This is a genomic window from Methanosarcina sp. MSH10X1, from assembly GCF_004099695.1.
Classification (GTDB): Archaea; Halobacteriota; Methanosarcinia; order Methanosarcinales; family Methanosarcinaceae; genus Methanosarcina.
This window is the reverse complement of the sequence record NZ_SCHL01000003.1, coordinates 116,224-141,968: the sequence shown is the minus strand read 5'-3', so window position 1 is coordinate 141,968 and position 25,745 is coordinate 116,224. Positions and strand designations below refer to the sequence as shown.

The 25,745-nt window shown below is 44.3% G+C and carries 16 protein-coding genes; 7 read left to right on the top strand and 9 right to left on the bottom strand.

Annotation, left to right across the window (positions count from 1 at the left end):
* Positions 1-198 precede the first annotated feature (198 nt).
* A complete protein-coding gene (locus tag EQO05_RS03835) occupies positions 199-531 on the top strand; it encodes a hypothetical protein (RefSeq protein ID WP_128503939.1) in 333 nt (110 codons plus the stop codon).
* 367 nt (positions 532-898) lie between these two features.
* Here the strand turns inward: EQO05_RS03835 and EQO05_RS03830 are convergent, their stop codons facing one another.
* From EQO05_RS03830 to EQO05_RS03815, 4 genes are all read right to left on the bottom strand, one after another.
* Positions 899-4,285, bottom strand: a complete 3,387-nt coding sequence (locus EQO05_RS03830) for a HEAT repeat domain-containing protein (protein WP_128503937.1) — start codon at positions 4,283-4,285, stop codon at positions 899-901.
* A 139-nt stretch (positions 4,286-4,424) separates the two neighbouring features.
* Complete coding sequence (locus EQO05_RS03825) at positions 4,425-5,750, bottom strand: alpha/beta fold hydrolase (RefSeq protein WP_128503935.1); 1,326 nt, start codon at positions 5,748-5,750, stop codon at positions 4,425-4,427.
* A gap of 121 nt (positions 5,751-5,871) precedes the next feature.
* On the bottom strand, positions 5,872-6,378 hold the full coding sequence (locus tag EQO05_RS03820) for an SRPBCC domain-containing protein (protein WP_128503933.1): 507 nt from the start codon (positions 6,376-6,378) through the stop codon (positions 5,872-5,874).
* Between the two features lie 409 nt (positions 6,379-6,787).
* Positions 6,788-7,354 carry a flavodoxin family protein gene (locus tag EQO05_RS03815; protein WP_128504176.1) on the bottom strand — a complete coding sequence of 189 codons (567 nt, stop codon included), beginning with the start codon at positions 7,352-7,354 and terminating at the stop codon, positions 6,788-6,790.
* A gap of 252 nt (positions 7,355-7,606) precedes the next feature.
* Here EQO05_RS03815 and pta point away from each other — a divergent pair, with 252 nt between their 5' ends.
* The 3 genes from pta (at position 7,607) to EQO05_RS03800 (ending at position 10,975) form a co-directional block, all read left to right on the top strand.
* Positions 7,607-8,611, top strand: a complete 1,005-nt coding sequence (gene pta, locus EQO05_RS03810; protein WP_128503931.1) for a phosphate acetyltransferase — start codon at positions 7,607-7,609, stop codon at positions 8,609-8,611.
* A gap of 119 nt (positions 8,612-8,730) precedes the next feature.
* Positions 8,731-9,957 (top strand): acetate kinase, encoded by a 1,227-nt coding sequence (locus tag EQO05_RS03805; RefSeq protein WP_128503929.1) that lies wholly within the window; start codon positions 8,731-8,733, stop codon positions 9,955-9,957.
* Positions 9,958-10,225: 268 nt separating this feature from the next.
* The gene (locus EQO05_RS03800; protein WP_128503927.1) at positions 10,226-10,975 is read left to right on the top strand and encodes an acetate--CoA ligase family protein; all 750 of its coding nucleotides are present in this window, start codon (positions 10,226-10,228) and stop codon (positions 10,973-10,975) included.
* Positions 10,976-11,117: 142 nt separating this feature from the next.
* Here EQO05_RS03800 and EQO05_RS03795 read toward each other — a convergent pair whose 3' ends face one another.
* The 3 genes from EQO05_RS03795 to EQO05_RS03785 all read right to left on the bottom strand — a co-directional run bounded on the left by EQO05_RS03795 (position 11,118) and on the right by EQO05_RS03785 (position 12,796).
* Entirely contained in the window at positions 11,118-11,312 is a 195-nt protein-coding gene (locus tag EQO05_RS03795) for a ferredoxin family protein (protein WP_128503925.1), read from the bottom strand.
* A 130-nt stretch (positions 11,313-11,442) separates the two neighbouring features.
* Positions 11,443-11,739 (bottom strand): Hsp20/alpha crystallin family protein, encoded by a 297-nt coding sequence (locus EQO05_RS03790; RefSeq protein WP_128503923.1) that lies wholly within the window; start codon positions 11,737-11,739, stop codon positions 11,443-11,445.
* Positions 11,740-12,202: 463 nt separating this feature from the next.
* Entirely contained in the window at positions 12,203-12,796 is a 594-nt protein-coding gene (locus EQO05_RS03785) for a uracil-DNA glycosylase (RefSeq protein WP_240664317.1), read from the bottom strand.
* Between the two features lie 253 nt (positions 12,797-13,049).
* Between EQO05_RS03785 and EQO05_RS03780 the strand changes: the two genes are divergently transcribed.
* The 3 genes from EQO05_RS03780 to EQO05_RS15905 all read left to right on the top strand — a co-directional run bounded on the left by EQO05_RS03780 (position 13,050) and on the right by EQO05_RS15905 (position 20,809).
* Complete coding sequence (locus EQO05_RS03780; protein WP_128503921.1) at positions 13,050-14,288, top strand: phosphoglycerate kinase; 1,239 nt, start codon at positions 13,050-13,052, stop codon at positions 14,286-14,288.
* A gap of 331 nt (positions 14,289-14,619) precedes the next feature.
* Positions 14,620-15,222, top strand: a complete 603-nt coding sequence (locus EQO05_RS03775; protein ID WP_128503919.1) for a TIGR00296 family protein — start codon at positions 14,620-14,622, stop codon at positions 15,220-15,222.
* A gap of 847 nt (positions 15,223-16,069) precedes the next feature.
* Positions 16,070-20,809: a PKD domain-containing protein gene (locus tag EQO05_RS15905; RefSeq protein ID WP_240664316.1), complete on the top strand. Its 4,740-nt coding sequence runs from the start codon at positions 16,070-16,072 to the stop codon at positions 20,807-20,809.
* Positions 20,810-21,254: 445 nt separating this feature from the next.
* Here EQO05_RS15905 and EQO05_RS03745 read toward each other — a convergent pair whose 3' ends face one another.
* Entirely contained in the window at positions 21,255-21,713 is a 459-nt protein-coding gene (locus tag EQO05_RS03745; RefSeq protein WP_128503917.1) for an Hsp20/alpha crystallin family protein, read from the bottom strand.
* 596 nt (positions 21,714-22,309) lie between these two features.
* Positions 22,310-25,465: a type I restriction endonuclease subunit R gene (locus tag EQO05_RS03740; RefSeq protein WP_205793690.1), complete on the bottom strand. Its 3,156-nt coding sequence runs from the start codon at positions 25,463-25,465 to the stop codon at positions 22,310-22,312.
* Between the last annotated feature and the right edge of the window lie 280 nt (positions 25,466-25,745).

Genomic DNA, 25,745 nt, shown 5'->3' with positions numbered 1-25,745 from the left:
TTCTATTATTTGAAAGATAAACTCAGTTCACAAATATCTTATTCTTTTAAAGCGCAATAGAGTATAAAGCGATATTCCGGCTTATCTCAAAACTTCTTTTACCTCTCTAAGCCATTAGCGGAGGCGAATATAAAAAACAGGCTTACAACACGCCTACTCCACTGAATTAATTCAATTGTTAAATAAATTCAGGTAAACATGATAGATAAACCGTCTATAGATGAAGATACGACAAAAGAAGGTGTGAAAAACGAAGTTGCGACAGACAAAGAGAGCTTTGCACTCGAGGAATACAAAAGCCTGAGAGGAGAGATCCTGGATAAAATGGAAAAGGACTTTAGAACTCTCAGTCTCGGGGTTGGCGGGATCACTGTTATTTTAGGCTTTGTTTTTCAGTATGAGATCTATGAATTATTTTACATCTTGCCGCTTCTCATAGCTGCAAACGCTTATCGTTACAAGGCGGAAACGGCTTCTATCCTGAACGCCGGTGAGTATATTTGCAGGCTTGAAAATTCGATTTACAGGTAAAACAGCCGCCTCAGCAAATGCGATACTGATAAGGTCTTTGGAGATCTTGGCTGGGAGAATTATCTGCGAAGGGAAGGAAAGAGGAAAATCTATAAACCGCACATGTATACCGCCGATGCCATTTTTGGTAGCCTGTACCTTTTATGCTTAATCGAGTCCTGGGGTAGAAATTTTCAACCGCACCCATACATTACTGTTTTTTCTACGATTTTGTTTTTAATTATAGGTTTTTTCTGGGTACATCTGACATTTCTTGAGTGGAAAATCAGGAATGATAAATAGAAAGTCTCTCTTTCGAACCCGATGGCTTTCTATCAGGCGTTTTAATTTTTAATATATATTCCGTAAAGCTAATGTCTTTTCCATTTTAGTATTGACTATTGTAAGAAGCAATGTTCTCTGGACATTCCCACAGTCGGGTTTTCAGGATTTCCTTCATTTCAATGCCTTCCAGGATCTCAAAAGCTAAATTTGCCACAAATTCGTTTTCTGAGTCAAGTAGAGCCTGCAGGCGTACTTCGTCCTCTTTAGCACAAACTCTTTTGAGAGCTCCTGCTGCTTCGGCTTTTACAAAGCGGTTCCAGTCATAAAGGGTGTTTATGAGAGGCTCGATGGCACTCTTCGCTTTTATCCTTCCGAGTGCTTTTGCGGCAGCCAGCCGCGTGAAGTCATCCGGATCCTCAAGAGCAGCAATAAGTTGATCCACTGCATTTCCGGCTTTAATCCGGCCGAGAGCTTCGGCTGCCCCCGACCTTCCTTCATTGTTTCTATCCATCAGCGCGTCAATAAGGGGCTCTATAGCTTTTCGGGACTTTATTTTTCCAAGGGCTTTTGCAGCTTCCTCTCTCACGGAGCCGTTGTTATCCAGAACCAGAACTTCTATAAGGGGCTGAAGGGCTTCTTTTGATCTTATCCTGCCCAGGGTTGCGGCTGCAAACCGGCGCACAGTTGCGTCTCTGGATTTGAGGGCATTAACCAGTTGGGAAACTGCACTTTCGCAGTCAAAAAGCCCAAGGGACTCGGCTGCAAGTCTCCTGACCTCACCATCTTCATTATCAAGAGCGCTGATAAGGGACTCAAATGCTCTTTCGAGCCTGCTTTCAGATAAATTTCTCAGGGCTTTTGCGGCTTCCCTCCGCACAAGCTTATCTTCGTCTTTAAGCGCGTTATCAATGAAATCAAAGACTTTATCCGATATCCAGTCAGGCACCCCATCGGGATTTATCTGTCCCAGGGCTCTTACTGCCCCCTGCCTTGTAAAACTATCTCCGTACTTAAAAACACGGATAAGCGGTTCAAGGACTTTCTCAGATTGGAGCTGCCCGAGTGCACTTGCAGCTTCCCTCCGGACAAAACGGTTTTCATCCCCCAGTGCAAAAAGAAGCGGTACGATGGCTTTGCGGACCTTGAGCGCGCCCAGGGCTTTTGCAGCTTCCAGCCGTACTAAATGGCTTTGATCGTGGAGTTTATTTATAAGGGTTTTAGCAGCTGTCTCAGCCTTTATCTCTCCGAGGGATTCAGCGGCTGTCTTTCTTACAAACTCATCTTCATCCGAGAGCGCGGAAACCAGAGGATCAAGTGTTCTTTCCGAGCCTACCATACCCAGCCCCTTTGCGGCCTCCCTTCGAACAAAGCGACTTTTATCTCCGAGCATATTGACGAATGTGCCTGACGTTTTGTCCGATCTTATTTCCCCGAGCGCCTTTGTAGCAATCCAGCGTACAAATTCGTCATCGTCCTCCAGAGCATTTATGAACAGTTCAACAGCCTTTTCCGATTTCATCTGACCCAGAGCTTCGGCGGCTCCTAACCGGACAAGCCGGTCTTCTTCCTTAAACGCTTCTATAAGAGCTTCTGCCGCTTTTCTGGAATTTGTCCTGCCAAGAGCCCCTATAGCCCCAATACGGACGAAATCGTCACTGGCTCCAAGTGCAGAAACAAGGATTTCCAGGGCTTTCTCAGATCCTATCTGCATCAAAGCTTCGGCGGCTTCCAGACGAACAGCCCGGTTCTTATCCGCAAATGCGTTCCTGAGAATCTCGATAGCTCTCTCGGACCCTATTATCCCGAGAGACTTTACAGCCTCTATCCTCACAGAGTAGTCTTCGTCTCCAACTGCGGTCTCAAGAGGAGCAAGTGCCATCTCGGACCTTGTTTCTCCAAGCACTTTTGCGGTCTCTCTTTTTACCCCTACATCCTTATCCCCAAGTGCTCCTAAATTGGCTCTGATTCCGCAGGTTCCCAGCCTCCCCAGGCTCTGGACAGCCCTTACTTTCTCTACGGTGTATTTACTATCAAGGTTCCTGGCAAGTAAGGCACACAATTTTCCCTTTGTCTCAGTGCTGGCTCTCGCAGCACATTTTGAAGCTAAATGCAAATTCCCACTTGAAACGATTGAATTTACGAACTCTTCTCCTGATTCTACTAACTCCGAGGTAAGCACTATTACATTTTCCCATCTCGGGTGCCTGAAAGCCTTTGAGATATCCATTCCGCTTTCAAAGTATGTTTTAAGCTTTAAAGCCGCAAAATATTCCTGAAAGGACCGGTTTATTCCAAGCCTTACCTCAGATCTCTTTCTTATAAGGAGCCCGAGCCCCAAGCAGGCCTGAAGGAACCTTGTGGCTCTTGTTTTTCCGGATCTGCTGCATTCCGTGTATTCTTTTGCCACCTCAAGGGCATAACTGTACTTACATGAAACCTTGTTCCTGCACTGGAGCCTGAAAGATAGGTTCATAAGAATATTTTCTATGTCCGTCTTTCCAGTATTCAGTTCCTGAGGATCTATTCTTCCGCGAGGTATTCTTTCAGAGCCTGCCCTTTCATAATCTATTTTCACAGGTAGTCGGCTTCGAGACCTGAAAAATTCCTCTCTTACCCTGCAGCCCTTAAAAAGCTCTGAAATGAATGCCTGGTAGATTTCTGCCCGGCTTGAGGGGATAGAATCGTCAAGGGTAAAGTATTGAATATCTTCAGCTTTTTCTCTCAACCCCATGTGAGCCATTGAAATTTTGATCCAGATATAGAGCAGTAGAGAGTTTCGAAGGATTGGTTTTAAATGAATCTCGTTTAAACACCTGGCTGTTAAAAGCTTTGCCTGTCGCTTATTAGGGACATTCTTTGCTATAAACAGTTTGATTTTTTCATCGGTCAATTTTTCAAGTTCGGAAAGTGCAAATGTACCTTTTAAGCCATCAAGAGGGTCGGGTCTCGAGGCAACAACGTATCTGCAGTCTTCATACTCGGAAATAAAATCCGAGACCTCATCAAAAGGGGAAAAGTTATCAGAAGGTGTGAGCAGGTCAAGCCCGTCCAGCAGCAGCAGGGCTTTTCCTTCGAGCAATTTCTTAAATTCTGCCTCAGAAATGCCTTTTTCCGTTACTTTTGCTTTCAGGTAATTATAAAAAGAGCCTTTAGCATAGGAATCGAGTGCCACATAAATTGGAACACATCCTTCTTTTTGTACAAGGTATTGCCTGGCATATACAGTACTCAGCCACTTAAGAGTGCTTGTCTTTCCCGAACCTGCTTCCCCGTAAATTATCAGGTGCCTTTCTTTTTCCACAATTTGAGAAATTTCGAAGTCGTAGGCGAGGGTAACTCTTTCTTCGAAAAGCCTGCGCGTGATTGGCAATATCTCTCTGGCAGATAGTTCTGCATAGTTACAGATTTTATCCCTGTTTTCCAGTATTACATTTTTCAGGTACTTTTCCAGATTTCCATTTAAGCCGCTTTCAATTACAGGTACAGACATAAGGCCCCCACAATTCATAAATAGTATTACCTATCCCGGTTCTATTCTTTTGTCAGGGGACCTTTTTTATGTTTACTGTTTTCAGCATGTATCCGTGAGCTTCCTGATGATAGAATATGCGTGCTAAGCGTAATAAAGACTAAGCATCCGGCATGGGCGCATCGAGAAATCTTGTAACCAGGGAAGCAAGTTCGGGGGAGGAGAGTAAGTTATAGTGTGTCGTTCCCGGCAGAATGGTTAACCACGCAGTCGGCCTGAGAGAGTCGTCGAGACCTGCGTCCTGCTTGCCGCCCCCGAGCAGTGCGAAGAACTCCGCCATATGTGTCGTACGGACAGCGTCCGCATCCGCGAAGGCGAGCATTATAGGCGCCCTGATCGTTGCCACATCTCTCGACCAGTTGTAGTCCTGCCTGAGCAGATCCTTCAGTTTAGTGAAGAGCACCTCCCACTCAATATCGGGATAGAGCTGGTAGAGTGGAGTCTGCTTCATAGATTGTGCGGCTTCGGGACCCATATGCGCCATACCCTCAAGGACTTCGGGATACCATCCATCCCTGCTGAAGGGTGCCGAGATGACCACAAGTTTGCGAATCGTCTCAGGGTGCCGGATGGCAGTCTGCAGTGCTACGCCTGCGCCGAGCGAATATCCCAGGAGGTCGGCTTTCCCGATTCCAAGAAACTTAATCAGCGCTGCGATATCATCAGCCATTAGCTCGAAGCTTAATGGCCGGTCGATATCTTCAGTCCGTCCGTGAGCCTGCAAATGAACTGTAACAACCCGGGTGTTTTCGGCAAGTTTCGGCAGGATGGGACCGAACATCTCACTCGCGCCGACGCCGCCGTGGAGTAAAATAAGCGGTCTGCCCGTGCCGTGAATTTCATAGTACATGTTTAAACCATTCAACGGTGCAGCACTGCTCTTTGCGCTTTTTCCAGAATGAGTGTGCACAATTTCTCTGTCCTGGTTGGCAGGGGCAGTATAACCCGGATGTGCAGTGAAATCTTCAACTTTAGTTAGCTTCACCTCCATCAGGGGCAGCCAGTTTAAACCGTTATCTGAATGCTCCCAACTGGCTGTTATGGTGTTGCCGTCATCACTAAATGTAACTTTTGAACGTTCTGATCCCCCTAAAAATGTCCAGATGCCGTCGCGTACACTTGCCTGGTATGTGCCTGAGTTTCCCTGGTTGTCGAAGTAGTGCATGGGATAGGTCTGGCTCAGGGCATCATAGCCGATTATCTCAATAGTTTTTATCTCCTCATCGCCTATTTGAACATCTGCGCGGTGGAGCAGGAAAAATCGACCTGGCAGCCACTCGTAGGTATCCGTTCCAGTTATCCTGAGAGCCGGGCTGGAAGAGGTCGCCCAGGTATGTCCTTCCGTAATCCATCTGCCAACAAAAATATCCAGTCGCTTGAGTGCGGAATCTGGCGCCCTTGACTGTTGTATCTCGCTCTCTGTCACGATTATTTCCCCTCTGATTCTGATTGTATGGTTCTCCGGCTCTGAAACAGACCCTCTCAGCCGAAGCCGTATTGTCTTCGATTTCCCGCTTAACCGAATCTTCTTATCCGCTTTCGAGCTCTTACTTCAGGCTTTCGGCTAGCTTATCAAGGGACTCGTTCCAGCCGGCTTCGGCCTGCTCCCGCATCTCTCCTTCAGGCATTCCGGAATGCTTTAAAGTCAGCTTTGTACTGCTGTCGTACTCCTCAAATGTCACGGTCACCAGTAACTCCAGCGGAAAATCCGGACTCATCCCGTAGTCTGTCGCAGGAACCACGTTTCCTTCTGCATCTGCGAAGGAATCGGTCATAACTAGCCGCTCCGGCATAAGAATCTCACGATAAGTACCCGTACTCCAGAAATCTTTGCCTTCGGGACTGCGCATGGAATAAAGATATCTGCCTCCGACACGGAGATCTATCTGGCATACAGGTGTCGTGAAACCTTTTGGTCCCAACCATTTTTTCATGCGCTCGGGATCAGTCCATTCCTCCCATAAACGTTCTCTCGGTGCGTCGAAAATCCTTGTAATGACAAGTTCCTGTTTCTCAGCATTTGTTGTAGTTTCACTTTTTGCCTTGTTTTCCATCCATTAACCCCTCTTGCTTTTGATAGTTTCAATTAGTTCTGGTCAGTTTTCCTTTGGTAAGTTTTCCTATATGCAATCCTGGCTTGTCTTCCCCACTGAGTCGTATCCGTCTCCGATAATTCAAATATCTCTGACCTTCTCCCCCTGGTAAATCCCAATGTGCCGGACCCCATTATTATATTACAGCATCCTGCAAAAAAGCTACTGCTAAAAGAAGGGATTTCAGGCATCTAACGTTAAAAGTTTAAATATCTGTCACAGCCCACCGGGGAGCCCGATTCCGGCTGGAATAGGACTGACCTCGAAGATCTGCTGTCACCTTTCCTGCAAAAAAGTAAATTTCAGCTTTTGGGCTGAATTGTGGACAAAATTTGTTAACAACTTTTTAGTTTTATTTGGTTTAAATGTTTTATTTTTTTGCGATAAGCTCAAGGACATCGCATAACTTTTTTGCGGTCTCAAGCACAGTCTGCATTCCAGTGCTGTCCTCTTCTACAGGATTGCAGGCGATTCCGCCGAAGTGGGCATTGTCCCCGGTAATTATCATCCCATGAATGTGCATCCAGTCATGGATTGACTGAATTGTCTTTTCCTGCCCTCCGTTTCTTGAACCTCCCACTGAGAGAGCTGCTCCGACTTTATTCTTAAGTGCCAGATCTTTACGGCGCAGGAGAACGCTGCGGTCAAAAAGGGCTTTGAGCTGGGCAGGGTAATTCCCCATATACACCGGGGAAGCCACGATTATACCGTCCGAACCTCTCATCTTCTCATAAATCTCTTCCATATCATCTTCAATTATACATGAATCATTTTCTCTGCACGCCCCACAAGCTTTGCAGGGGCTGACTTCGGAAACGGATATAAAAACCGTCTCGGTCTCAAAACCTCTTCCCCTTGCAAGTTCAAGGGCTGCTTCGATCATTTTTTCACAATTCTGGCCCTTTCGCGGGCTGCCTGAAATTCCAAGTATCCTCATTGAAATCATTCCGGAATTCTTTTATATTAATTTATCATTTATATTCAGTAATATTGTCTTAAGTTTGCATGTCTACTATAAAATTATCCCGATTGTTATTTATCTCATGGAAATAACTTTGTATCTAAAAATCTGCTGGTAGTCTAAATATATATCTTTCATTTTTATATATATTACTACGCATTTTACGTAAATTTATATATCAAGACCCAGCTAACTTAAGCTACTCTAATTATATAGGAGGTTGGTTGATTGGTAACATTTTTAGAAAAAATCAGTGAAAGAGCAAAGGTACTTAACAAGACAATCGCTTTACCTGAAACCGAAGATATAAGAACTCTCCAGGCAGCTGCCAAGACCCTCGAAAGAGGTATTGCAAACGTTGTCCTTGTCGGTAAGGAAGAAGATATTAAAGCACTTGCAGGAGATCTTGACCTCTCAAAAGCAAAGATTGTAAACCCTGAAACTTATGAGAGAAAAGATGAATATGTTCAGGCTTTCTATGAGCTGAGAAAACATAAAGGTGTTACACTCGAAAGTGCAGCCGAAATTATGAAAGATTATGTTTACTTCGCTGTTATGATGGCCAAACTCAATGAAGTCGACGGAGTAGTATCAGGTGCTGTTCACTCCTCTTCAGACACGCTTAGACCGGCTGTCCAGATCGTCAAGACTGCTCCCGGTTCAGCGCTTGCATCTGCCTTTTTCATTATTGCCGTGCCTGACTGCGAATATGGGTCCAATGGAACATTCCTCTTCGCTGACTCGGGTATGGTCGAAATGCCCAGCCCCGAAGAAGTTGCACACATTGCTGTGAGTTCTGCAAAAACCTTTGAACTGCTGGTTCAGGACGTGCCGAAAGTTGCAATGCTTTCTTACTCCACCAAGGGAAGCGCAAAGAGCCCCCTGACCGCCGCGACAATCGCTGCCACAAAGCGTGCACAGGAACTTGCCCCTGATGTAGCAATAGACGGTGAACTGCAGGTAGACGCAGCAATTGTTCCCAAAGTTGCAGCTTCAAAGGCACCGGGAAGCCCTGTTGCAGGCCAGGCCAATGTCTTTATCTTCCCTGACCTTAACGCCGGAAACATCGCATATAAGATTGCCCAGAGACTTGCCAAGGCGGAAGCTTACGGTCCTATCACTCAGGGACTTGCCAAGCCGATTAATGATCTGTCCAGAGGCTGCAGCGACGAAGATATTGTCGGTGCCGTTGCAATTACCTGCGTCCAAGCCGCAGCACAGGATAACAAATAATCTCAGACATTTTTATAATTACGAACATTTTAGGAAGCTTTTTATTAACTCCACACATAAAATGTTCTATCATAAAAAAAGATGTAAATCAAAAGCAATGTATGAACTGGGGTTTACATATGAAGGTATTGGTAATAAATGCAGGAAGCTCGTCCCTGAAATATCAGCTAATTGATATGAGCAATGAATCCCCCCTTGCAGTGGGGCTTTGCGAAAGAATAGGTATCGACAACTCCATCATTACTCAGAAGAGGTTTGATGGCAAAAAGCTGGAAAAACAGACTGACCTCCCTACCCACAAGATCGCTCTCGAAGAGGTAGTCAAAGCTCTTACTGACTCGGAATTTGGTGTCATTAAGGATATGACAGAAATCAACGCAGTCGGGCATAGGGTTGTCCACGGTGGCGAAAAGTTCACAGCTTCAGCTTTAATTGATGAAGGTGTAGAGAAGGCTATTAAAGATTGCTTTGAACTGGCTCCTCTCCACAACCCTCCAAACATGATGGGAATCGAGGCATGTGCCGAGATTATGCCTGGAACGCCAATGGTTGCTGTTTTTGACACAGCATTCCACCAGACAATACCCAAATACGCTTTCATGTATGCTCTGCCATACAGCCTGTACGAGAAACACGGGGTCAGGAAATATGGTTTCCACGGCACTTCTCACATGTACGTTACCAAAAGGGCTGCCGCCATGCTGGGAAAACCACTAGAAGAAACAAAGATTATTACCTGCCACCTTGGAAACGGTTCAAGCATTACGGCTGTTAAAGGCGGAAAATCCGTTGAAACCACAATGGGCTTTACCCCGCTTGAAGGGGTCTGCATGGGTACCAGATGCGGTTCCATTGATCCTGCAGTCGTTCCTTTCGTTATGGAGAAGGAAGGCCTGTCAAGCAGGGAAATTGACACCCTGATGAACAAGAAGTCCGGTGTACTGGGTGTTTCCGGAATCAGCAATGATTTCAGGGACCTGGACGAAGCAGCGTCCCACGGCAATGAAAAAGCAGAGCTTGCCCTTGAAATCTTTGCATACAAGATTAAGAAGGTAATAGGTGAGTACACAGCCGTGCTCGATGGTGTGGATGCAATAGTCTTTACCGCAGGCATTGGAGAAAACAGCGCAAGCATCAGGAAGAGAATCCTTTCCGGTCTTGAAGGCTTTGGCATAAAGATTGATGAGGAAAAGAACAAGATCAGAGGCCAGGAAGTCGATATCAGCACTCCGGATTCGAAGATAAAAGTCCTTGTTATCCCAACCAATGAAGAACTTAGCATTGCAAGAGATACAAAGGAAATTGTTGAGACCGAAGCTAAACTGCGCAGCTCAGTACCTGTCTGATAGTAAAGGAGATCTCTCCTTTACCTTTTTCTGTTTTTAATTTAAACAATCTCCTCGGTTTAGAAGCCTGAATAATATTTCCTATTGAAACAAAATTTTTATTAAATTTCATTTCTGCTATTTTTTCTTCTGTCTTCTGCTATTTTGCCGTATTTTAAAGAGTTATCTCCTTAGTTTTTCAGGGCTCAATATCATCACACATTAATACCCTTACAGAGTTTATCACAAAATTAATACCCTTAAGGAATAACTGTCCTCAGGCTATAATATGATCATGGAGCAGGCAGGTATCGTCCCTCATCTACCCGGACAGGATCAGGTTCCGGCAGCAAGGATCTTTGAGGCTGCCAGAGCAGAAAACCGATATGTACTGGGCCTTGAAGCTTTTGATATTCTGAGAGCTTGCGGCATTCCTGTAGTAAAGACAGCATTTGCAAAAACTGCAGAGGAAGCTGTAAATGCCGCAGAAGAGATAGGCTATCCCCTTGTAATGAAGGTTGTTTCTCCGCAGATCTCCCATAAGTCCGATATTGGAGGAATCAAACTCTCCCTGCAAAACGCTGCCGAAGTGAAGGCTACCTTCCTGGATATGATGGAAAGCATCTCAAAGAAAATGCCGGACGCATCCCTTGAAGGCGTCCAGTTGCAGCCAATGCTCTCAGGGGGCAGGGAGGTAATTCTCGGAATGGTCCGCGACCCCACTTTCGGACCTGTGCTGATGTTCGGGCTCGGCGGGGTATATGTAGAAATTCTCAAAGACGTCAGGTTTGCAATCGCCCCGGTTGACGAAAGAGAAGCCCGAGAGCTTATTACTGGAATTAAAACCTATCCGCTTCTTGCCGGAGTCAGGGGGGCAAAGCCTTCGGATATCAACGCGCTTGTTGATGTAATCCTCAGGGTTTCAAAATTTGTTTGCGACTTTCCGGCGATTGAGGAATTCGAGATCAATCCCTTAATGGTTTTTGAAGAAGGAAAAGGTGCTCTTGCTGTGGATATGAGACTGGTTTTGAAACACTGAATCAAACCTGCAGCTTAAAATTGCCTTTTCCGGAAAAATCCTTATTCTCTACCCGATTTATTCTCCGAAAGCCTTAAAATACCCGGTGTCCCACCGGTCAATTCTGGTTAGTTTTATTTTTAGCTTAAGCTTTATTCTCAATTTAATCTTCAATCAGTTCAATAGCATCTTCCGGGCAGGCATCCACGCAGTATTCGCACTCTATGCAATTTTCCGGGCGGGCTACAACTGCCCTTTTTACCCGGTCGATTTCCTCTACATCAAAAACTTCTGCAGGACAAACTTCATAACAGGCAAGAGCTCCGGTACATTTTTTATAATCGATTACTGGGTGCATTTCTTCCTCCGTCTGATCCATTACTTTCCCATATAACCATTTCCTTTCCATATTATCCATTTTCCAGATTGGAAAGCTCAATCCATATTGCTAATAATACTAACTTATGGCGATTTGTTAATCCGGTTTCTTACTGGATTTCAACATTTACAGTTTCTGAGGACTCCATGTAAGGCACTATCACTACGAGTTTCCCCTCACAGTATCTAGCGACCGCTTTTTGAGGGACAACCGGGCAGCAGAATGCATAAGTTCCTGCGTATTCAACCCCTGTTTCTTCTCTTTTTGCTCTTATGAAAAAGCCTTCCTCGACCATCTTTAATTCGATATTCTCTTTCTTCACTCCAGGCAGATTAATTTGAATCTCCATATTTCCCTTGTCATCAGAACATGAAAGTATATCAGGTGTCATTTTTACCATTGCCATACTACCTCTCCCAAAGAATCTTCTTCCGGTTAATTATAGAATAATCAGATGTTATTTGTATATTCGGGAATCTGGCATCAGGCGTTAAGGCATCTGCATTCCAGGCATTTATTATGATACTGGCTATTGATACTGGATGTTTCAATCATTATATATCCATATTGAGCTCTTCACTACCGGATTTCTCGATGCCGGATGCTTTGATTTCAGATGCTCTGATCGTTTTATTTGAATCCTTATCCCTTACCGCCATACAACCCCAATAATAGAGTAAGGATCTCGATATTTATAATTTATGAATCGATATATTACTCATAAACTCCATGAGTAAAATTGAGAAACGTAGCCAGGGTGACAAAACTTGATTCAAGGACCTTCCAGGTGAGGGATTATGAATTGGTTATTCCTGGTCTGGTAAGTTTTTATTACTGTTTTGCAGGGTCGTGGCTATTATCCGGAACTTTTAGCTCCATAAGTCTCTGTTTTTGTCAATGAAAGCACGCTGAACTTCTTTCTTCGAAGCTGTGTAAATGAGGGCTGCAGGATGATAGAATTTCAGGATAGTTCGTCCTTCTTGCTCGACAGGTACTCCCCATTCGAGTTTTCTTCCGGGACAAAAAGACTTTTCGGCTGTATTGCCAAGAAGAATTATAATTTTCGGGTTAAGCAGGATTATCTGGGAAAGGAGAAAAGGCTTGCAGCACTCGATCTCGTTTGTCCTGGGCTTTCGGTTTTCCGGAGGATGGCACTTGACCGTGTTTGTTACCATCCAATCCTCTGCGGAAAGTCCCATATACTCAACCATCCTGTCAAACTTTTTTCCTGCCCTTCCGTAGAACGGGATTCCGGTTTCATTTTCATTTTTTCCGGGGGCTTCCCCTATGAAGAAAACTTTCGGGTTACATGACCCTCTTCCTATAACTCTCCTGATTGCACTTTTATGGAGCGGGCAGCGTGTACATTTAATTATTTCCCTTCCAACAGTTGTATACCCTGCCTCCACCATCATTCTGATCCTTTCCTCAAAATCTCTACGGTTATCTTTTTCGTATGACATCTGGATCTACCCATTAAATTATTTTATTCCGTAACTCGATAGATTCTTAAATTATATAGCTCCTTTCTGCTACTGGCTTTTATACAGAATGCGTAATCCATCTCATGAGATCTGGATACAAACAAACTTATTTATGGAAAAAATCCCATGACAAAGATAACCACTATTTAATGAAAAGAAATTCTTTAAAATTATCTTTAAATTTTATTCTTCAATATATATAAAATCTTATTCACAAAGGTGCGCTGAGGGTATGACTTCTAGAAACTTTCTTACAATTGACGATTTTGACACATACGGAAAGACAATTCTTGTAAGGGTTGACCTTAACTCTCCTATGGATCCACAGGGTAATATTCTGGATGATATGCGGATCCGAAGCCATATTGCCACCTTGAAGGATCTCGAGGATGCAAAAGTTGTTTTGCTTGCGCACCAGAGCAGGCCCGGGAAAAAGGACTTTACTACAATGAAGCCTCATGCCCAGTTGATGTCTAAATACCTGGGCAAACAGGTTCTTTATGTGGACGATATTTTTGGAACTTACGCAAAGACCAGGATTGCTTCGATGGAAAATGGGGATGTCATTCTGCTTGAAAACGTAAGGTTTTATTCCGAAGAAAGCCTCGAAAGAACTCCGGCAGAACAGGCAAGAACGTTTCCTGTTACAAAACTGGCACCCTTTGTGGATATTTTCCTCAATGACGCTTTTGCCGTATCTCACAGGTCCCATCTTTCCGTAGTCGGATTCACTGAGGTTCTTCCTACCGGAGCCGGAAGAGTCATGGAACGGGAGCTCGTATCCCTTGACCGGGGAGTCAAAGGAGGAGAAAGGCCAACAATATTCGTGCTCGGGGGAGCGAAAGTGGATGACTCGCTCCGGGTGGCGGAAAATGTGCTTGTAAAAGGAGGAGCTGACCGGGTACTCCTAACCGGAGTGGTAGCAAATGTGGCACTTGCGGCATCCGGTGTAGATATCGGGAAGGTAAACCTGGACTTTATCAAATCCCAGGGCTATGAAGATCAGATCGAAAAAGCAAAAGGTCTGCTTGAGAAATTCAATGATAAAATCGGTCTTCCCAGGGATGTGGCTTTGAACGATAATAAGAAACGGATTGAAGTGCCTGTATCGGAGCTTAATTCCGATTCTCTCCCTATAAATGATATCGGGCTTGAATCTATCGTAAACTTCACAAGCGAAATCGAAAGTGCAAAAACCGTTGTCTTAAACGGCCCGGCAGGGGTTTCCGAAATTGATGATTTTGCCCTTGGAACGCACGAGATTATAAGAGCTGCCACCAGGTCTGAGTTCTCGATTATTGGCGGTGGGCATATTTCGGCAGAAGTCGATCATCTCGGGCTTGCACACCGTTTCTCTCATATCAGCACAGGTGGAGGGGCATTGATTGATTATCTATCCGGGGAAAAGCTTCCGGGTGTTGAGGCTCTGAGGACTGCAGCTAAAAGATATCAGGAAGCTAAGAAACTTTAATTGTCCTGCTTCCTGTAAGTCACCGCATCAGCAATAATAACTCTTCTATTCGGCAGTAATCTTCTGTCGAATCTTTTAACTTTACTCTTAAAAATCATTTCTTCTCTTTCTCCTCTGGTTCCTATACGCGAGGGTCAGGAGTCTACTTTGACCAGCTCCTACAGACATACTGTTATACTGCTTCCACGTACATATTATCATAATAACCGGTAGCTGATACACAGCCGGCACTTGCGGCAATACTGGTAATGCCGGTAATGTTTGCAGGTTAATGCTGGTTAAGATTTACATGCCGTTGTATCAAAATAAAAGACGAGGTGTTGGTTCATACATGCTTACTGATATCGAAGGCAGGGCTGCGGTAAAACTTGCAAGGAAAACTATCGAGTCGTTCCTATCCGAAGAAAGGCTTCCAGAGCCTCAGGAACTGGATTTTGAGCTTTCGCCGGTTTTCGGGGAGAAAAGGGGAGTTTTTGTCACGCTTACGAAAGATGGGCTCCTGAGGGGTTGTATAGGGCATCCGTTTCCGGATTCCACGCTTCAGGATGCAATTATGGATTCCGCAATTTCTGCGGCAACTCGCGACCCGCGCTTTCCGCCGGTTGGAGAAGACGAAATTGATAGTATAGTTGTCGAAGTAACGATTCTTACCCAGCCTGAGAAAATTAATGCTCCTCCGGAAGAGCTTCCTGAGCGTGTAGAAATCGGGAAGCATGGGCTGATCGTCAGGCAGGGTTACTGTCAGGGACTGCTGCTTCCTCAGGTTGCTCCCGAACACGATATGGACTCTATCGAGTTTCTGGGCCATACCTGCCTGAAAGCCGGTCTTTCGCCTGACGCCTGGCTTAAAGGAGCCGAAGTTTCCTGTTTCGAAGGGCAGATTTTCAAGGAAAAAGAACCAAAGGGCGAGGTTATCGAGGAAAATTTGCATTGAAACCGGATTTTAACTGTTATTATTTGTTATGGCCTGACAGCTATAGAAGGCGCAGATTGAAAAAGAAGCTCTAAAAAAGAGTGCGGGTTATTGAATGGGAGAATAACCCGGCTTCTCTCAATAATTTACGGTTTATAGGAAAGTATTATTCAAAGTTTAGAGGTCACAAAGATTAACCTTTATAGATTAACCTTTATTTTTTTCTTTTGCTTCGTATGATCAGCGATAATTGAGCAGTGAAATTTAAATCGGATTTAAGCAGTTGCCTTCTTTCAGGCAGACCTCTGATTTTTCTTATTATTTTTATGCTAATACATATTTTGGATAGTTATTATTCTTATAATTCTTATAACCTTTATAATATTTATAATTCTTATAATCTTTATAACCCTTATAAATTTTATACCCTTTATAATTTTTATACCCTTTATAATTTTTATATTCCTTCTAATCCTTGCAATGCAAACTGGAAAAACTCTGGTTACCTGTCTCATCCCAAACTGATACAAAATATTTATATTGTTTAAAAGTATCTGTTTTTTATAATGTTAGCAGATTTCCTGAGGGTTCTCTGGCCGAGCCTTTCCAAAAGCAAGTTTGTTCTTAATTATTAAGAGCTTACAGAGTTGCTTCGATATTCATGAATCTAGCTGCTTTTTCAAATACAGGTTTTGAGGAGAAAATTTTGACCTTTTGGATTGGATTTAATCTTAGTAGTAAAAAAAGCAGATCTGACGATATACTATCCAAGTTACAGATTACAACAGTTAATACTGTAAACCTAGCCTGGTAGGCCAGCCAACATCAGTATCTTTCTGGTTAATATGCTTATAAAGGAGATAAATAGATGAAAAATCGAAAGCTGATGCTCTCTTTCCTGATGTGTCTTTCTATACTTATAAACATCCCTACTGTCTTATGTACATCCCCCGCGCCAATTGTCTATATTGCGGGAGATGGTAGTGGTGATTTTAATTGCAGTGGAATAAATGATCAAATACAGATTAATCAAGCCCTTCAGTTCGTAGCTGAAAACCCTGATTATACGACTGTCCACCTTAAAGGACCATTTACGTACACTGTTAGTGATACGCTTTTAACCGGTAACGATACCATTCTTGAAGGAGATTCCACTGCTGTGATCAAACTGGCTGATCATGCTGGCTGGGCGAAGCAAAAACCCTTAATTACACAGATGGACAGCGTCGGACAGAATATTACTATTAAGGGCTTTACAATTGACGGAAACCGGGAAGGAAATACTGACGTTACCAGCGGAAGCGATTACTACGACCTCATTAGCTTGATCAATTGTAAGAATATCAATATACATGAGATGTATCTAACTAACAATCACGGAAACGGTCTGAAAGCTAAAACCTGTTCTAATATAAGTTTCCATGATAACGAGGCATATTTACTCGGACACGACGTTTTATACGCACTCAACAGCCTGCATGTAGAGGCTTACAATAACAAAATAACCTGCCGGACAAACAGCGGGCTAAGGGTTTACAACACTAACAACGTGAGTTTCTACAACAACGATATTACATCGAAAGGCTTCGGGGGTTCAGGAATTGAAATTCAGAAATACAATGATCCTGCAATTGAAATGAATGATATTGAAATCCACAATAATACGATATACAGGACTGCACTTGCTGGAATCTGGATTTTCGGTTCAGGTTCTTATTCCCCTTCATCAGCAAATGTGTCGGTCCACCATAATCAGATTTATGACACCGGAACGAACTCCAGCAATAACAAAATAGGAGGAATCGTATCCGATGGTTTTAATGTCCTTGTTGAAAACAACGTGATTGACGGAGCCTATGGGGCTGGCATTGCACAGAAGAATGTGTATTATTCTGAAACTCTGAATGGCCTGGGATATGTTGTTACAGCAAGAAATAACATTATAACAAACACTCGACGCTCATCGGATGGAATGAATGCAACTGGGGTATCCAATTTCCTTACAGGGACCCACTCTTTTGTTCTGGATAATAATTGTTTCTATAACAACTCCGGCGGCGACTATTGGAATGTAGACCCATCGACTACGGATATACAGGCAGATCCCCTGTATGCCGACAGAGACAGACATGATTACCGGTTAAAGTCAAAAGCCGGGCGGTGGAGCGGGAGTGCCTGGGTAAGTGACAGCATGAACTCCCCATGCATTGACACTGGATATCTTTTCTCAGACTATTTTAACGAACCGGAACCCAACGGAAATAGAATTAACATAGGTCCGGACGGAAATACGGTTTATGCCTCAAAATCAGAAGCTTATGCGCCAGCACCTATTCTTCCTGTAGCGAATTTTAATGCAAGTCCGATAGAGGGTTATGCTCCACTGACTGTTCAGTTTTACGACAGCTCTGAAAACGCAACTGAATGGTACTGGGACTTTGGAGACAAATCAAACTCAACTGAGCAGAATCCAATGCATACTTACTTTGCAGCAGGAAACTACACTGTTAACTTAACAGTAAGCAATGAAAATAGAAAAGCTTCAACGTCAGCTACTGTAACTGTTTTGATACCAGTACTTCCTGTTGCAAATTTCAGCTCCAATATCAGTGAAGGTTCTGCTCCTCTTACGGTTCAGTTTAGTGACAGTTCAGAGAATGCAATCTCATTGAGCTGGGACTTTAACAGTGATGGAATCAGTGACTCTAACGTAACTAATCCAGTTTATGAGTTCACAACTTCGGGAACCCATACCGTTAACCTGATAGCAAGCAATGAGAATGGTACGAATTCGACGTCAGCCTCAATTAATGTTTCAGATAGATCCGTACTTCCTGTAGCGAATTTCAGTACCAATGTTAGTGAAGGTTACGCTCCTTTAATTGTCCAGTTTAACGATCTGTCAGAGGGTGCAGATACAATAAACTGGGACTTTAACGGTGACGGAATCACTGATTATAATGAAACTGATCCAGTTTATGAGTTCACAACTCCAGGAACCCATACAGTTAATCTGACTGCAATCAATGAAGACGGTACAGATTCAGCATCAGCTATAGTAACTGTCTTAAAACTGGAATCGCCAGTTGCAAACTTCACTGCAAATGAGACAGTAGGTTATGCTCCCCTCAATGTCCAATTTAATGACAGTTCTGAAAATGCAACTTCACTGAGCTGGGACTTTAACGGTGACGGAATCATTGATTCTAACGAAACTAATCCAGTTCATGTGTTTACAACTCCTGGAAATTATACCGTCAATTTGACTGCAAGCAATGACTATGGTAAGAATTCAAAGTTGAGTACAATCAATGTTACTAAGAAAGATATCCAGTGGGAATTCTCCCCTCAGGAACCTTTTTGCGGGGACGTCCTTATTATAAACGGGAATGCTGTTCCGGAAGAGAAAATCGACATATCTGCAGCTTTTGAAAAAACCGTTCCTTCCACCAGAGGGAAGTTTGAATATATTCTTGAGGATGTGACAATTCCCGAGGGTCTGGGTAATGCTTTTACGGTTGAAGCCAGGGGAGTCAACAACCTGAACGTGAGGGTAAAAATGACTCTCTGGGTGACAAAAAGCTCAGAAGCTTCAGGGGATACTGCAATCATATCTCAAACAAATATCCCTGCAGGAACTTATACGATAAAAATCGACGGAAATGCGAGAGAAGGGGTTTCAGAGGTTAATCTGAAGATTAAAGCTCTTCAGGCTATAAAAGCTGACTCAAACGGAGTTTTCACCTGCTCCTATAATACGACACCTGTTCCTCCCGGAAACTTCGAGGTAAAGGCAGGAGATCTCGCGAAACAGTTAACCCTTAAACTAAGGGAAACCGGGGAGCCTGCATTAATACTTCCTGTAGCGGATTTCAGCAGCAATGTAGGTGAGGGTTATGCACCCCTTTCTGTCCAGTTTACCGACCGGTCTGGAAATGCAGATACAATAAACTGGGACTTCAGTAATGACGGGATTGCTGATTCTACAGAAAGAAACCCGGTTCATGTGTATACGGATCCGGGAACCTATTCTGTTAATCTGACAGCAGGCAACAAAAACGGTACAGATTCAAAATTAGCTACAATAGCTGTTTTGGAGAAACAAGCCATATCAGTACCTCCTGTTGCGAATTTCAATACCAATATTAGTAAGGGTTACGCTCCACTCTCAGTCCATTTTACGGACTATTCGGAGCATGCAGTTTCATGGAGCTGGGATTTCGATAATGACGGACATGTTGACTCTTCATATCAGAACCCGGTTTATTCGTACGCAGTTCCGGGAATCTATAAGGCTAAGCTCACTGTCGCCAATGCAGACGGTGAAAGTTCAAAGACTGCCACAATAAAAGTTCTGGAACCGGGAGAGCCGATTCTTCCTGAAGCAAACTTCAGCAGTAATGTCAGTCAGGGTTATGCTCCTCTCTCAGTTCAGTTTACGGACTATTCGGAACATGCAGTTTCATGGAGCTGGGACTTTGATAATGACGGAGAGGCTGACTCAACGTTAAAAGATCCGGGCTATGTGTACTTAACTCCGGGGATTTATACAGTTAAGCTAACCGTTACCGGCAAAGACGGTACGGATTCAATGTCTGCTACTGTAAAGGTTTTAGAGCGGTTCAGTACAGTGCCTCCTGTTGCAAATTTCAACAGCAGTGTCAGTCAGGGTTATGCGCCCCTTACTGTTCAGTTTACCGATTCTTCGGAAAATGCGGCTGGGGTAACATGGGACTTTAATGGCGACGAGACAGTCGACTCTACTTCCCGAACGCCGGTTTATGTGTACACTGTTCCGGGAACCTTCAGGGTTAATCTGACTGCATTCAGTGAAGACGGCAGTACAGCAACAAAGACTGCTTCAATCACTGTGCTTGAAAGAAGCAGTTCCAGCGGCGGCAGCAGTAACGGTGGAAGCGGTTCCAATGGTGGCAGCTGCGCAGGCGGGTCCCCTGAGCCTGCAAAAAACGTTGAAATAAAGGAACTTTCCAGGGCCTTCATTACAGGCGGAAAGCCTGTGAGGTTCGATTTCACAAAGAATGCCACTTCGATTCTATCTATCGCTTTTGATTCCAAAAAGACATCCGGCAAGACAACAACCATTGTTGAGGTACTGAAAGACAGATCTACGCTTACGTCTGATACTCCCGAAGATGAGGTGTACGGTTACCTCAACATCTGGGTTGGAAACAGTGCGCGTGGAATTGAAAGTAATCTCGAAAACGCGGTTATACATTTCAGGGTTGAAAAATCCTGGATAGAGGAGAATGATATTGACCAGGCTTCAATCGTCCTGAACAGGTACAATGATAGTAAGTGGAACCCATTGTCAACCGGCCTGTCAGGGGAAGATGACAGATACCTGTACTTCACAGCCGAAACCCCTGGGTTCTCTCCTTTTGCAATAACCGGTAAAACAAAAGCATCACTAACTGAAATACAGTCTGAATCCGGCACAGAGGTTCCTGAGCAAAATAATGAAAATAAAGGAGCAAATGTCGAATATACCTCTGATCAGAAAGAAAGCACAGGAATACCCGGCTTTGAGATAATTTACGGTATAACCGGTCTACTCGCTGTGCATCTGTACAGGAAAAAACAGAAGTGAAATAGAAGATTAGAGTGAAAATTTCAATGCAGAAAAACTAAAGGTGCAGGTCCGATACCTTCACCTTATTTTTTAGTTTTTCCGTATCTTTTTATACTTAATTCCGGCTGGCACTGAGGTATTTTGTGAATTTTCCAGGCTTTCTCTTCTCCAGCTCCTAACTTCCGGAATGGTAATGTGTCAATTGCTTTGAATAATTCCGTTTTTCGGGTGGGTTCTGTTGTCCGCGTCCAGATTTTCCGAATTCTGTAAGCCAGGCGGGGAATGCCCGAATAAAAAAGATACACGAGAGGACTTTTATTTTTCAGCCCGGGAAGCCTGTAAGCTTCAGAGCCCGGTTTCTGAGCCTGTCTTCAGACTTCTCAAGTTTCAGATCCTCAGTGCCATTTTACCGGTTTGAATCTTTTTTCCGGTTATTACTCAATCTGAATCCTTTTTCCGGTTATTACTCAATCTGAATCTTTTTTCCGGTTACGGATTTTGTTTTCGGCAGTGTGACGGTTAAGACCCCGTTTCTGAGCTGCGCGGTTGCCCCTTCTTCGGTTACGCCGTCCGGAAGAGGAATCTCACGGTAGTAGCGCATGAAAGACCGCTCTTTTCTCAGGTAACCTTCTTTTTCGGTCTCCTCTTCTTTTCCTTTGCCTGCACTGACTACGAGGATATTATCCCTGAGATTGAGCTCAACGTTTTCCCTGTCAACCCCCGGAAGGTCAGTTGTCACAACTACCTTATTGTCCTCTTCCGCAACATCGGTTAGCGGGGAAAGAGTCCCGGTTCCGAACCGGCTTTCCAGAACAGGGAAATTCCTGAACATCTGTTCCATATAATCCTGCATTTTCCTGATCTCGTCAAACGGGTCCCAGCTGTATATATCACGGTCTGTTCTCTTTGCTGGCAGTTTCATATACAGATTCCTCCTTATCCGATTACAGGACTTCCTGATTTCAAGCTTCCCGATTCCAGTTTTCCCTGATCGTCGGGCTTGCTTTTTTCGGTTTTCCTGCTTTTACCTGGTTTTATAGTGGTCTGTGATCTGTAAATCTGGCACTGGTCCAGAACACTATTCTCCTTCTCCTCAGAGCACTGCCTGAAAGGCAAGGAAAGTAGTGTGAGAGTTCAGGACTCTCATACTCTTCCGGAGGAGGAAGTAATCCGTTTTTTACAGGCGGTACAGGTTCCGCCTTAGGTCTATCCGCAGGTTATTTATACTGTAACTTATGGTCAGCAGCACAGTCTATATTTTATAGCTCTGTATGGTGGTTATTGCTGCTCAGTTACTATCTTATAGTTAGGGGTAACAATATTTAAATTTTTCGCTCGCTTAGCGTTTAACTTTTATAACCGCTGGTATATTGTCAGGAAAATTACAGGATTTCCAGCCAAAAAGAGTTCTGAAGCCGATTGAAATGGCTAAAATATTTTATAAATTCCCCTGGAGATTCGACAAGTGGAGTAAAGTCTGTACAGAAGAGGTAAAGCTAGCAATTTAAGCCTGGAAACTTATGCTGCTGAAACTCCCACATCCCTGCAAAGAAGCTCAGCCTGCTTGAGTATATTTTCAGCAGCTAATTTTTGTTTGTCTGGAGGATATCCGTACTTTTTCAGGAGCCGTTTTACGCTGACCTTTATCTTCGCCTGAATATTTTTCCGGAGAGTCCAGTCAACGCCTGCGTTTTGCCTTATAATCTTAACAAGTTCCGCTGCCATGAGTCTTAATGTTTCATTGCCCAGGATTTCCAGAGCACTTTCATTGTCAGCAAGAGCGTCATAAAAAGCAATTTCTTCATCACTCAGGCCCAGTCCTTCGCCTCTTTTGTCAGCTTCACTTATCTTCCTTGCCAGCTCAAGGAGTTCTTCTATAACCTGCAAGGTGTCAATGCCCCGGCTTTTATATTCATTTATTGCCCGCTCAAGCATTTCGGCAAAAGACCTGCCCTGAATCAAATTTTTACGGGATCTTGTTTTTATCTCATCGTAAAGCAACTTTTTCAGAACTTCATAAGCAAGATTCTTTTGAGGCAGATCCCGGACTTCAGCGAGGAACTCCTCTGAAAGGATTGAGATCTCCGGCTTCTTTACTCCAACCACATCAAAGATATCTATTATCTCCTCGGTTGCAATTGATTTTGAGACAAGTTCTTTTATTGCCGAGTTCATCTCATACTTTGATTTTGCATGTCTTCTTTCCAGTTTTACAAGAATTGCTCTTACAGCCTGGAAATATGCAAGTTCGTCCCTGATCCGCTCAGCTTCAGGATGCGGCACTGAAAGAGCAAAGGCTTTGGAGAGCTCGGTCACATGCTGAATGAGACGTTTCTTTTCCTGGGTTCTTTCATCCTCAGTACGGCCGTGTGAGAGGATAAAATCCGCTCCCTCCCTGACAATCGTAAGTTTCTCTTTTGGGGAAGCAGAGAATACTCGCATGTAATCAAAGCCGTAGAAAAGGTTCTGTACAATTTCGTACTTTTCGAGCATTAATGCAATAGCTTTTTCCTTATAGTCTGCAGGGTTGCCCCGGCCTCCGTTTCGAGTGTAATTTGCCATAGCAGATTTCAGGTCGTAGAGGAGGCCCACATAATCAACGATAAGCCCTCCCGGCTTATCCCTGAAAACACGGTTTACACGAGCTATTGCCTGCATTAGATTGTGCCCCTGAAGCCACTTCAGGAAATACATGGTGTGCAGGCAGGGGGCGTCAAAACCGGTAAGCCACATATCGCAGACAATAACAAGTTTCAGGGGATCATCCGGGTCCTGCATCCTGTCCCGAATCTTCATCCTGCGGCCTTTATTCCGAATATGAGGCTGTAACATCTCGTCATCAGCCGCACTGCCGGTCATAATCACTTTTATCTGGCCTTTCAGGTCGTCATTGTCATGCCATTCCGGGCGAAGGGCTGTGATTTCATTATATAAGTCGACGCAGGTCTGCCTGGTCATGCAGACGATCATGCCTTTCCCTTCCATAGCTTTTTCAAGCCTTTCCTCAAAATGGAAGACAATATCAGCTGCCAGCTTTCTAAGGTTATCCTTACTTCCGACCACGGCTTCGAGTCGAGACCAGCGAGACTTGAGTTTTTCTGCTTCGTATGAGTCCCAATCTCCGGTTATCTTAGAGAAATCAGTATCCAGCGTTTCCCTTGCTTCTTTGACCAGATCGAGCTTTGAAAGGCGGCTTTCATAGAAGATCTTTACAGTTACTCCATCATTTACAGCCTGCTCAATATCATAAACATCGATATAATCCCCGAAAACCGCAGGCGTGCTCCTGTCATTGAGTTCAATGGGCGTACCGGTAAATCCGATGAACGAAGCATTCGGGAGTGCATCCCGCATGTGTTTCGCAAAGCCGTAGGAAATCTCTGCAATCTTTTCGCCTTCTACTTCCCTTTCCCTGAATTTTGCATCAAAGCCGTACTGGCTGCGGTGGGCTTCGTCAGCGATCACGACAATGTTTCTCCTTTCGGATAGGATCGGGAACCTGTCTTCTTCATCTTCGGGAGAGAATTTCTGAATTGTCGTAAATACAATCCCTCCTGAAGCGACTGAAAGAAGTTCCCTGAGACGAGCCCTGGTTTCAGCCTGAACAGGCTGCTGGCGCAGGATTTCGCTGCATCGGGCAAAGTTATCAAAGAGCTGCCCGTCAAGGTCGTTTCTGTCCGTAAGCACTACAATTGTCGGATTATCGAGTTCAAGCGCAAGCTTCCCGGTATAAAACACCATTGAAAGGCTTTTCCCTGAGCCCTGCGTATGCCAGACAACCCCGCACTTCCTGTCCCCGCCAGGCATGCAGGCAAATTTTGTTTTCTCTACCGCCCTGTTAACTGCATGGTACTGGTGGTAGCGGGCAAGTTTTTTGATAACCTTTCCCCGGTCGTCCTCAAAGACGATAAAATGCCTGATGAGGTCAAGAAGGATTTCCTGACTGCACATCCCCCTTAGAAGCACCTCCATAGGCGGGATCTTAAAATCTGCGGCTTTTTCTCCGTCAATTGTCTTCCAGGGCACGAACCATTCCCTGTTGTTTGAAGTGAGTGTCCCTACCCTTGCGTCCTGCCCGTCACTTATCAGCAGGAAAGCATTATACCGGAAAAGCCCTGGAATCTCTTTTTTGTAAGTCCGGAGCTGCTTGTAGGCGTCCCAGATAATTTCGTCATCTGCAAACCCGTTTTCTTCGTCCGGCCGCTTTAACTCAACAACAACAAGCGGCAGCCCGTTAACATAAAGTATAATATCCGGCCGCCTGTTGTTCCCATCTTCTGCAATGGTGAACTGGTTGACTGCAAGAAATTCGTTTTCCGCAGGTTCCGCAAAGTCAAAAAGCCAGACCTTATCATAAACGGTTTCCCCGTCCCTGCCCTGATACTCCACATCAACCCCGTTTACCAGCATATTGTGAAAAGCCCGGTTGTTATGTACGAGATCCTGGCTTTCTTCCCGCAGCACCTTTTTTATTGCCTCTTCCCTTGCCCCTGCCGGGATTTTGGGATTCAGTTTGTCAATAGCAGCCCTGAACCGGCGCGGTAGAATCACGGTTCCGAAGTTTTCCCTTCCCGCACCATCCGCTCCCGGCGCAATGTCCGGACCGTAAAGGTAACCGTAGCCAAGTTCTGAAAGGATGTCAAGAGCTGCTTCTTCAACTTCGGATTCGGGAATAAAGGTGGGAATGGGTATTTCTCCTCTCTTTTTTTGCCTGCTTACTTTTTTGTCCGTTTTGCCTGCTTGCTTTTTTGTCCGTTTTGCCTGCTTGCTTTTTTGTCCGTTTTGCCTGCTTGCTTTCTTGCCCGTTTTGCTGCTTGCTTTTTTGTTCGTGTTGTCCGGTTTTGCTCTTATGGGGAAGGCTTATGTTTAATGTTTAAATTAGAGTTTCCCGCATTAAAACAAGAGTCTAAAAATCAAAAGTGTGTATCCCGGTAAATTTATTTAAGCATAGCTA

Excerpts from the sequence above, each read along its gene's own strand:
- EQO05_RS03835 (WP_128503939.1), top strand. The coding sequence starts at position 199 with ATGATAGATAAACCGTCTATAGATGAAGATACGACAAAAGAAGGTGTG.
- EQO05_RS03830 (WP_128503937.1), bottom strand. The coding sequence starts at position 4,285 with ATGTCTGTACCTGTAATTGAAAGCGGCTTAAATGGAAATCTGGAAAAG.
- EQO05_RS03820 (WP_128503933.1), bottom strand. The coding sequence starts at position 6,378 with ATGGAAAACAAGGCAAAAAGTGAAACTACAACAAATGCTGAGAAACAG.
- EQO05_RS03815 (WP_128504176.1), bottom strand. The coding sequence starts at position 7,354 with ATGAGGATACTTGGAATTTCAGGCAGCCCGCGAAAGGGCCAGAATTGT.
- EQO05_RS03805 (WP_128503929.1), top strand. The coding sequence starts at position 8,731 with ATGAAGGTATTGGTAATAAATGCAGGAAGCTCGTCCCTGAAATATCAG.
- EQO05_RS03800 (WP_128503927.1), top strand. The coding sequence starts at position 10,226 with ATGATCATGGAGCAGGCAGGTATCGTCCCTCATCTACCCGGACAGGAT.
- EQO05_RS03795 (WP_128503925.1), bottom strand. The coding sequence starts at position 11,312 with ATGCACCCAGTAATCGATTATAAAAAATGTACCGGAGCTCTTGCCTGT.
- EQO05_RS03790 (WP_128503923.1), bottom strand. The coding sequence starts at position 11,739 with ATGGCAATGGTAAAAATGACACCTGATATACTTTCATGTTCTGATGAC.
- EQO05_RS03785 (WP_240664317.1), bottom strand. The coding sequence starts at position 12,796 with ATGTCATACGAAAAAGATAACCGTAGAGATTTTGAGGAAAGGATCAGA.
- EQO05_RS03780 (WP_128503921.1), top strand. The coding sequence starts at position 13,050 with ATGACTTCTAGAAACTTTCTTACAATTGACGATTTTGACACATACGGA.
- EQO05_RS03775 (WP_128503919.1), top strand. The coding sequence starts at position 14,620 with ATGCTTACTGATATCGAAGGCAGGGCTGCGGTAAAACTTGCAAGGAAA.
- EQO05_RS15905 (WP_240664316.1), top strand. The coding sequence starts at position 16,070 with ATGAAAAATCGAAAGCTGATGCTCTCTTTCCTGATGTGTCTTTCTATA.
- EQO05_RS03745 (WP_128503917.1), bottom strand. The coding sequence starts at position 21,713 with ATGAAACTGCCAGCAAAGAGAACAGACCGTGATATATACAGCTGGGAC.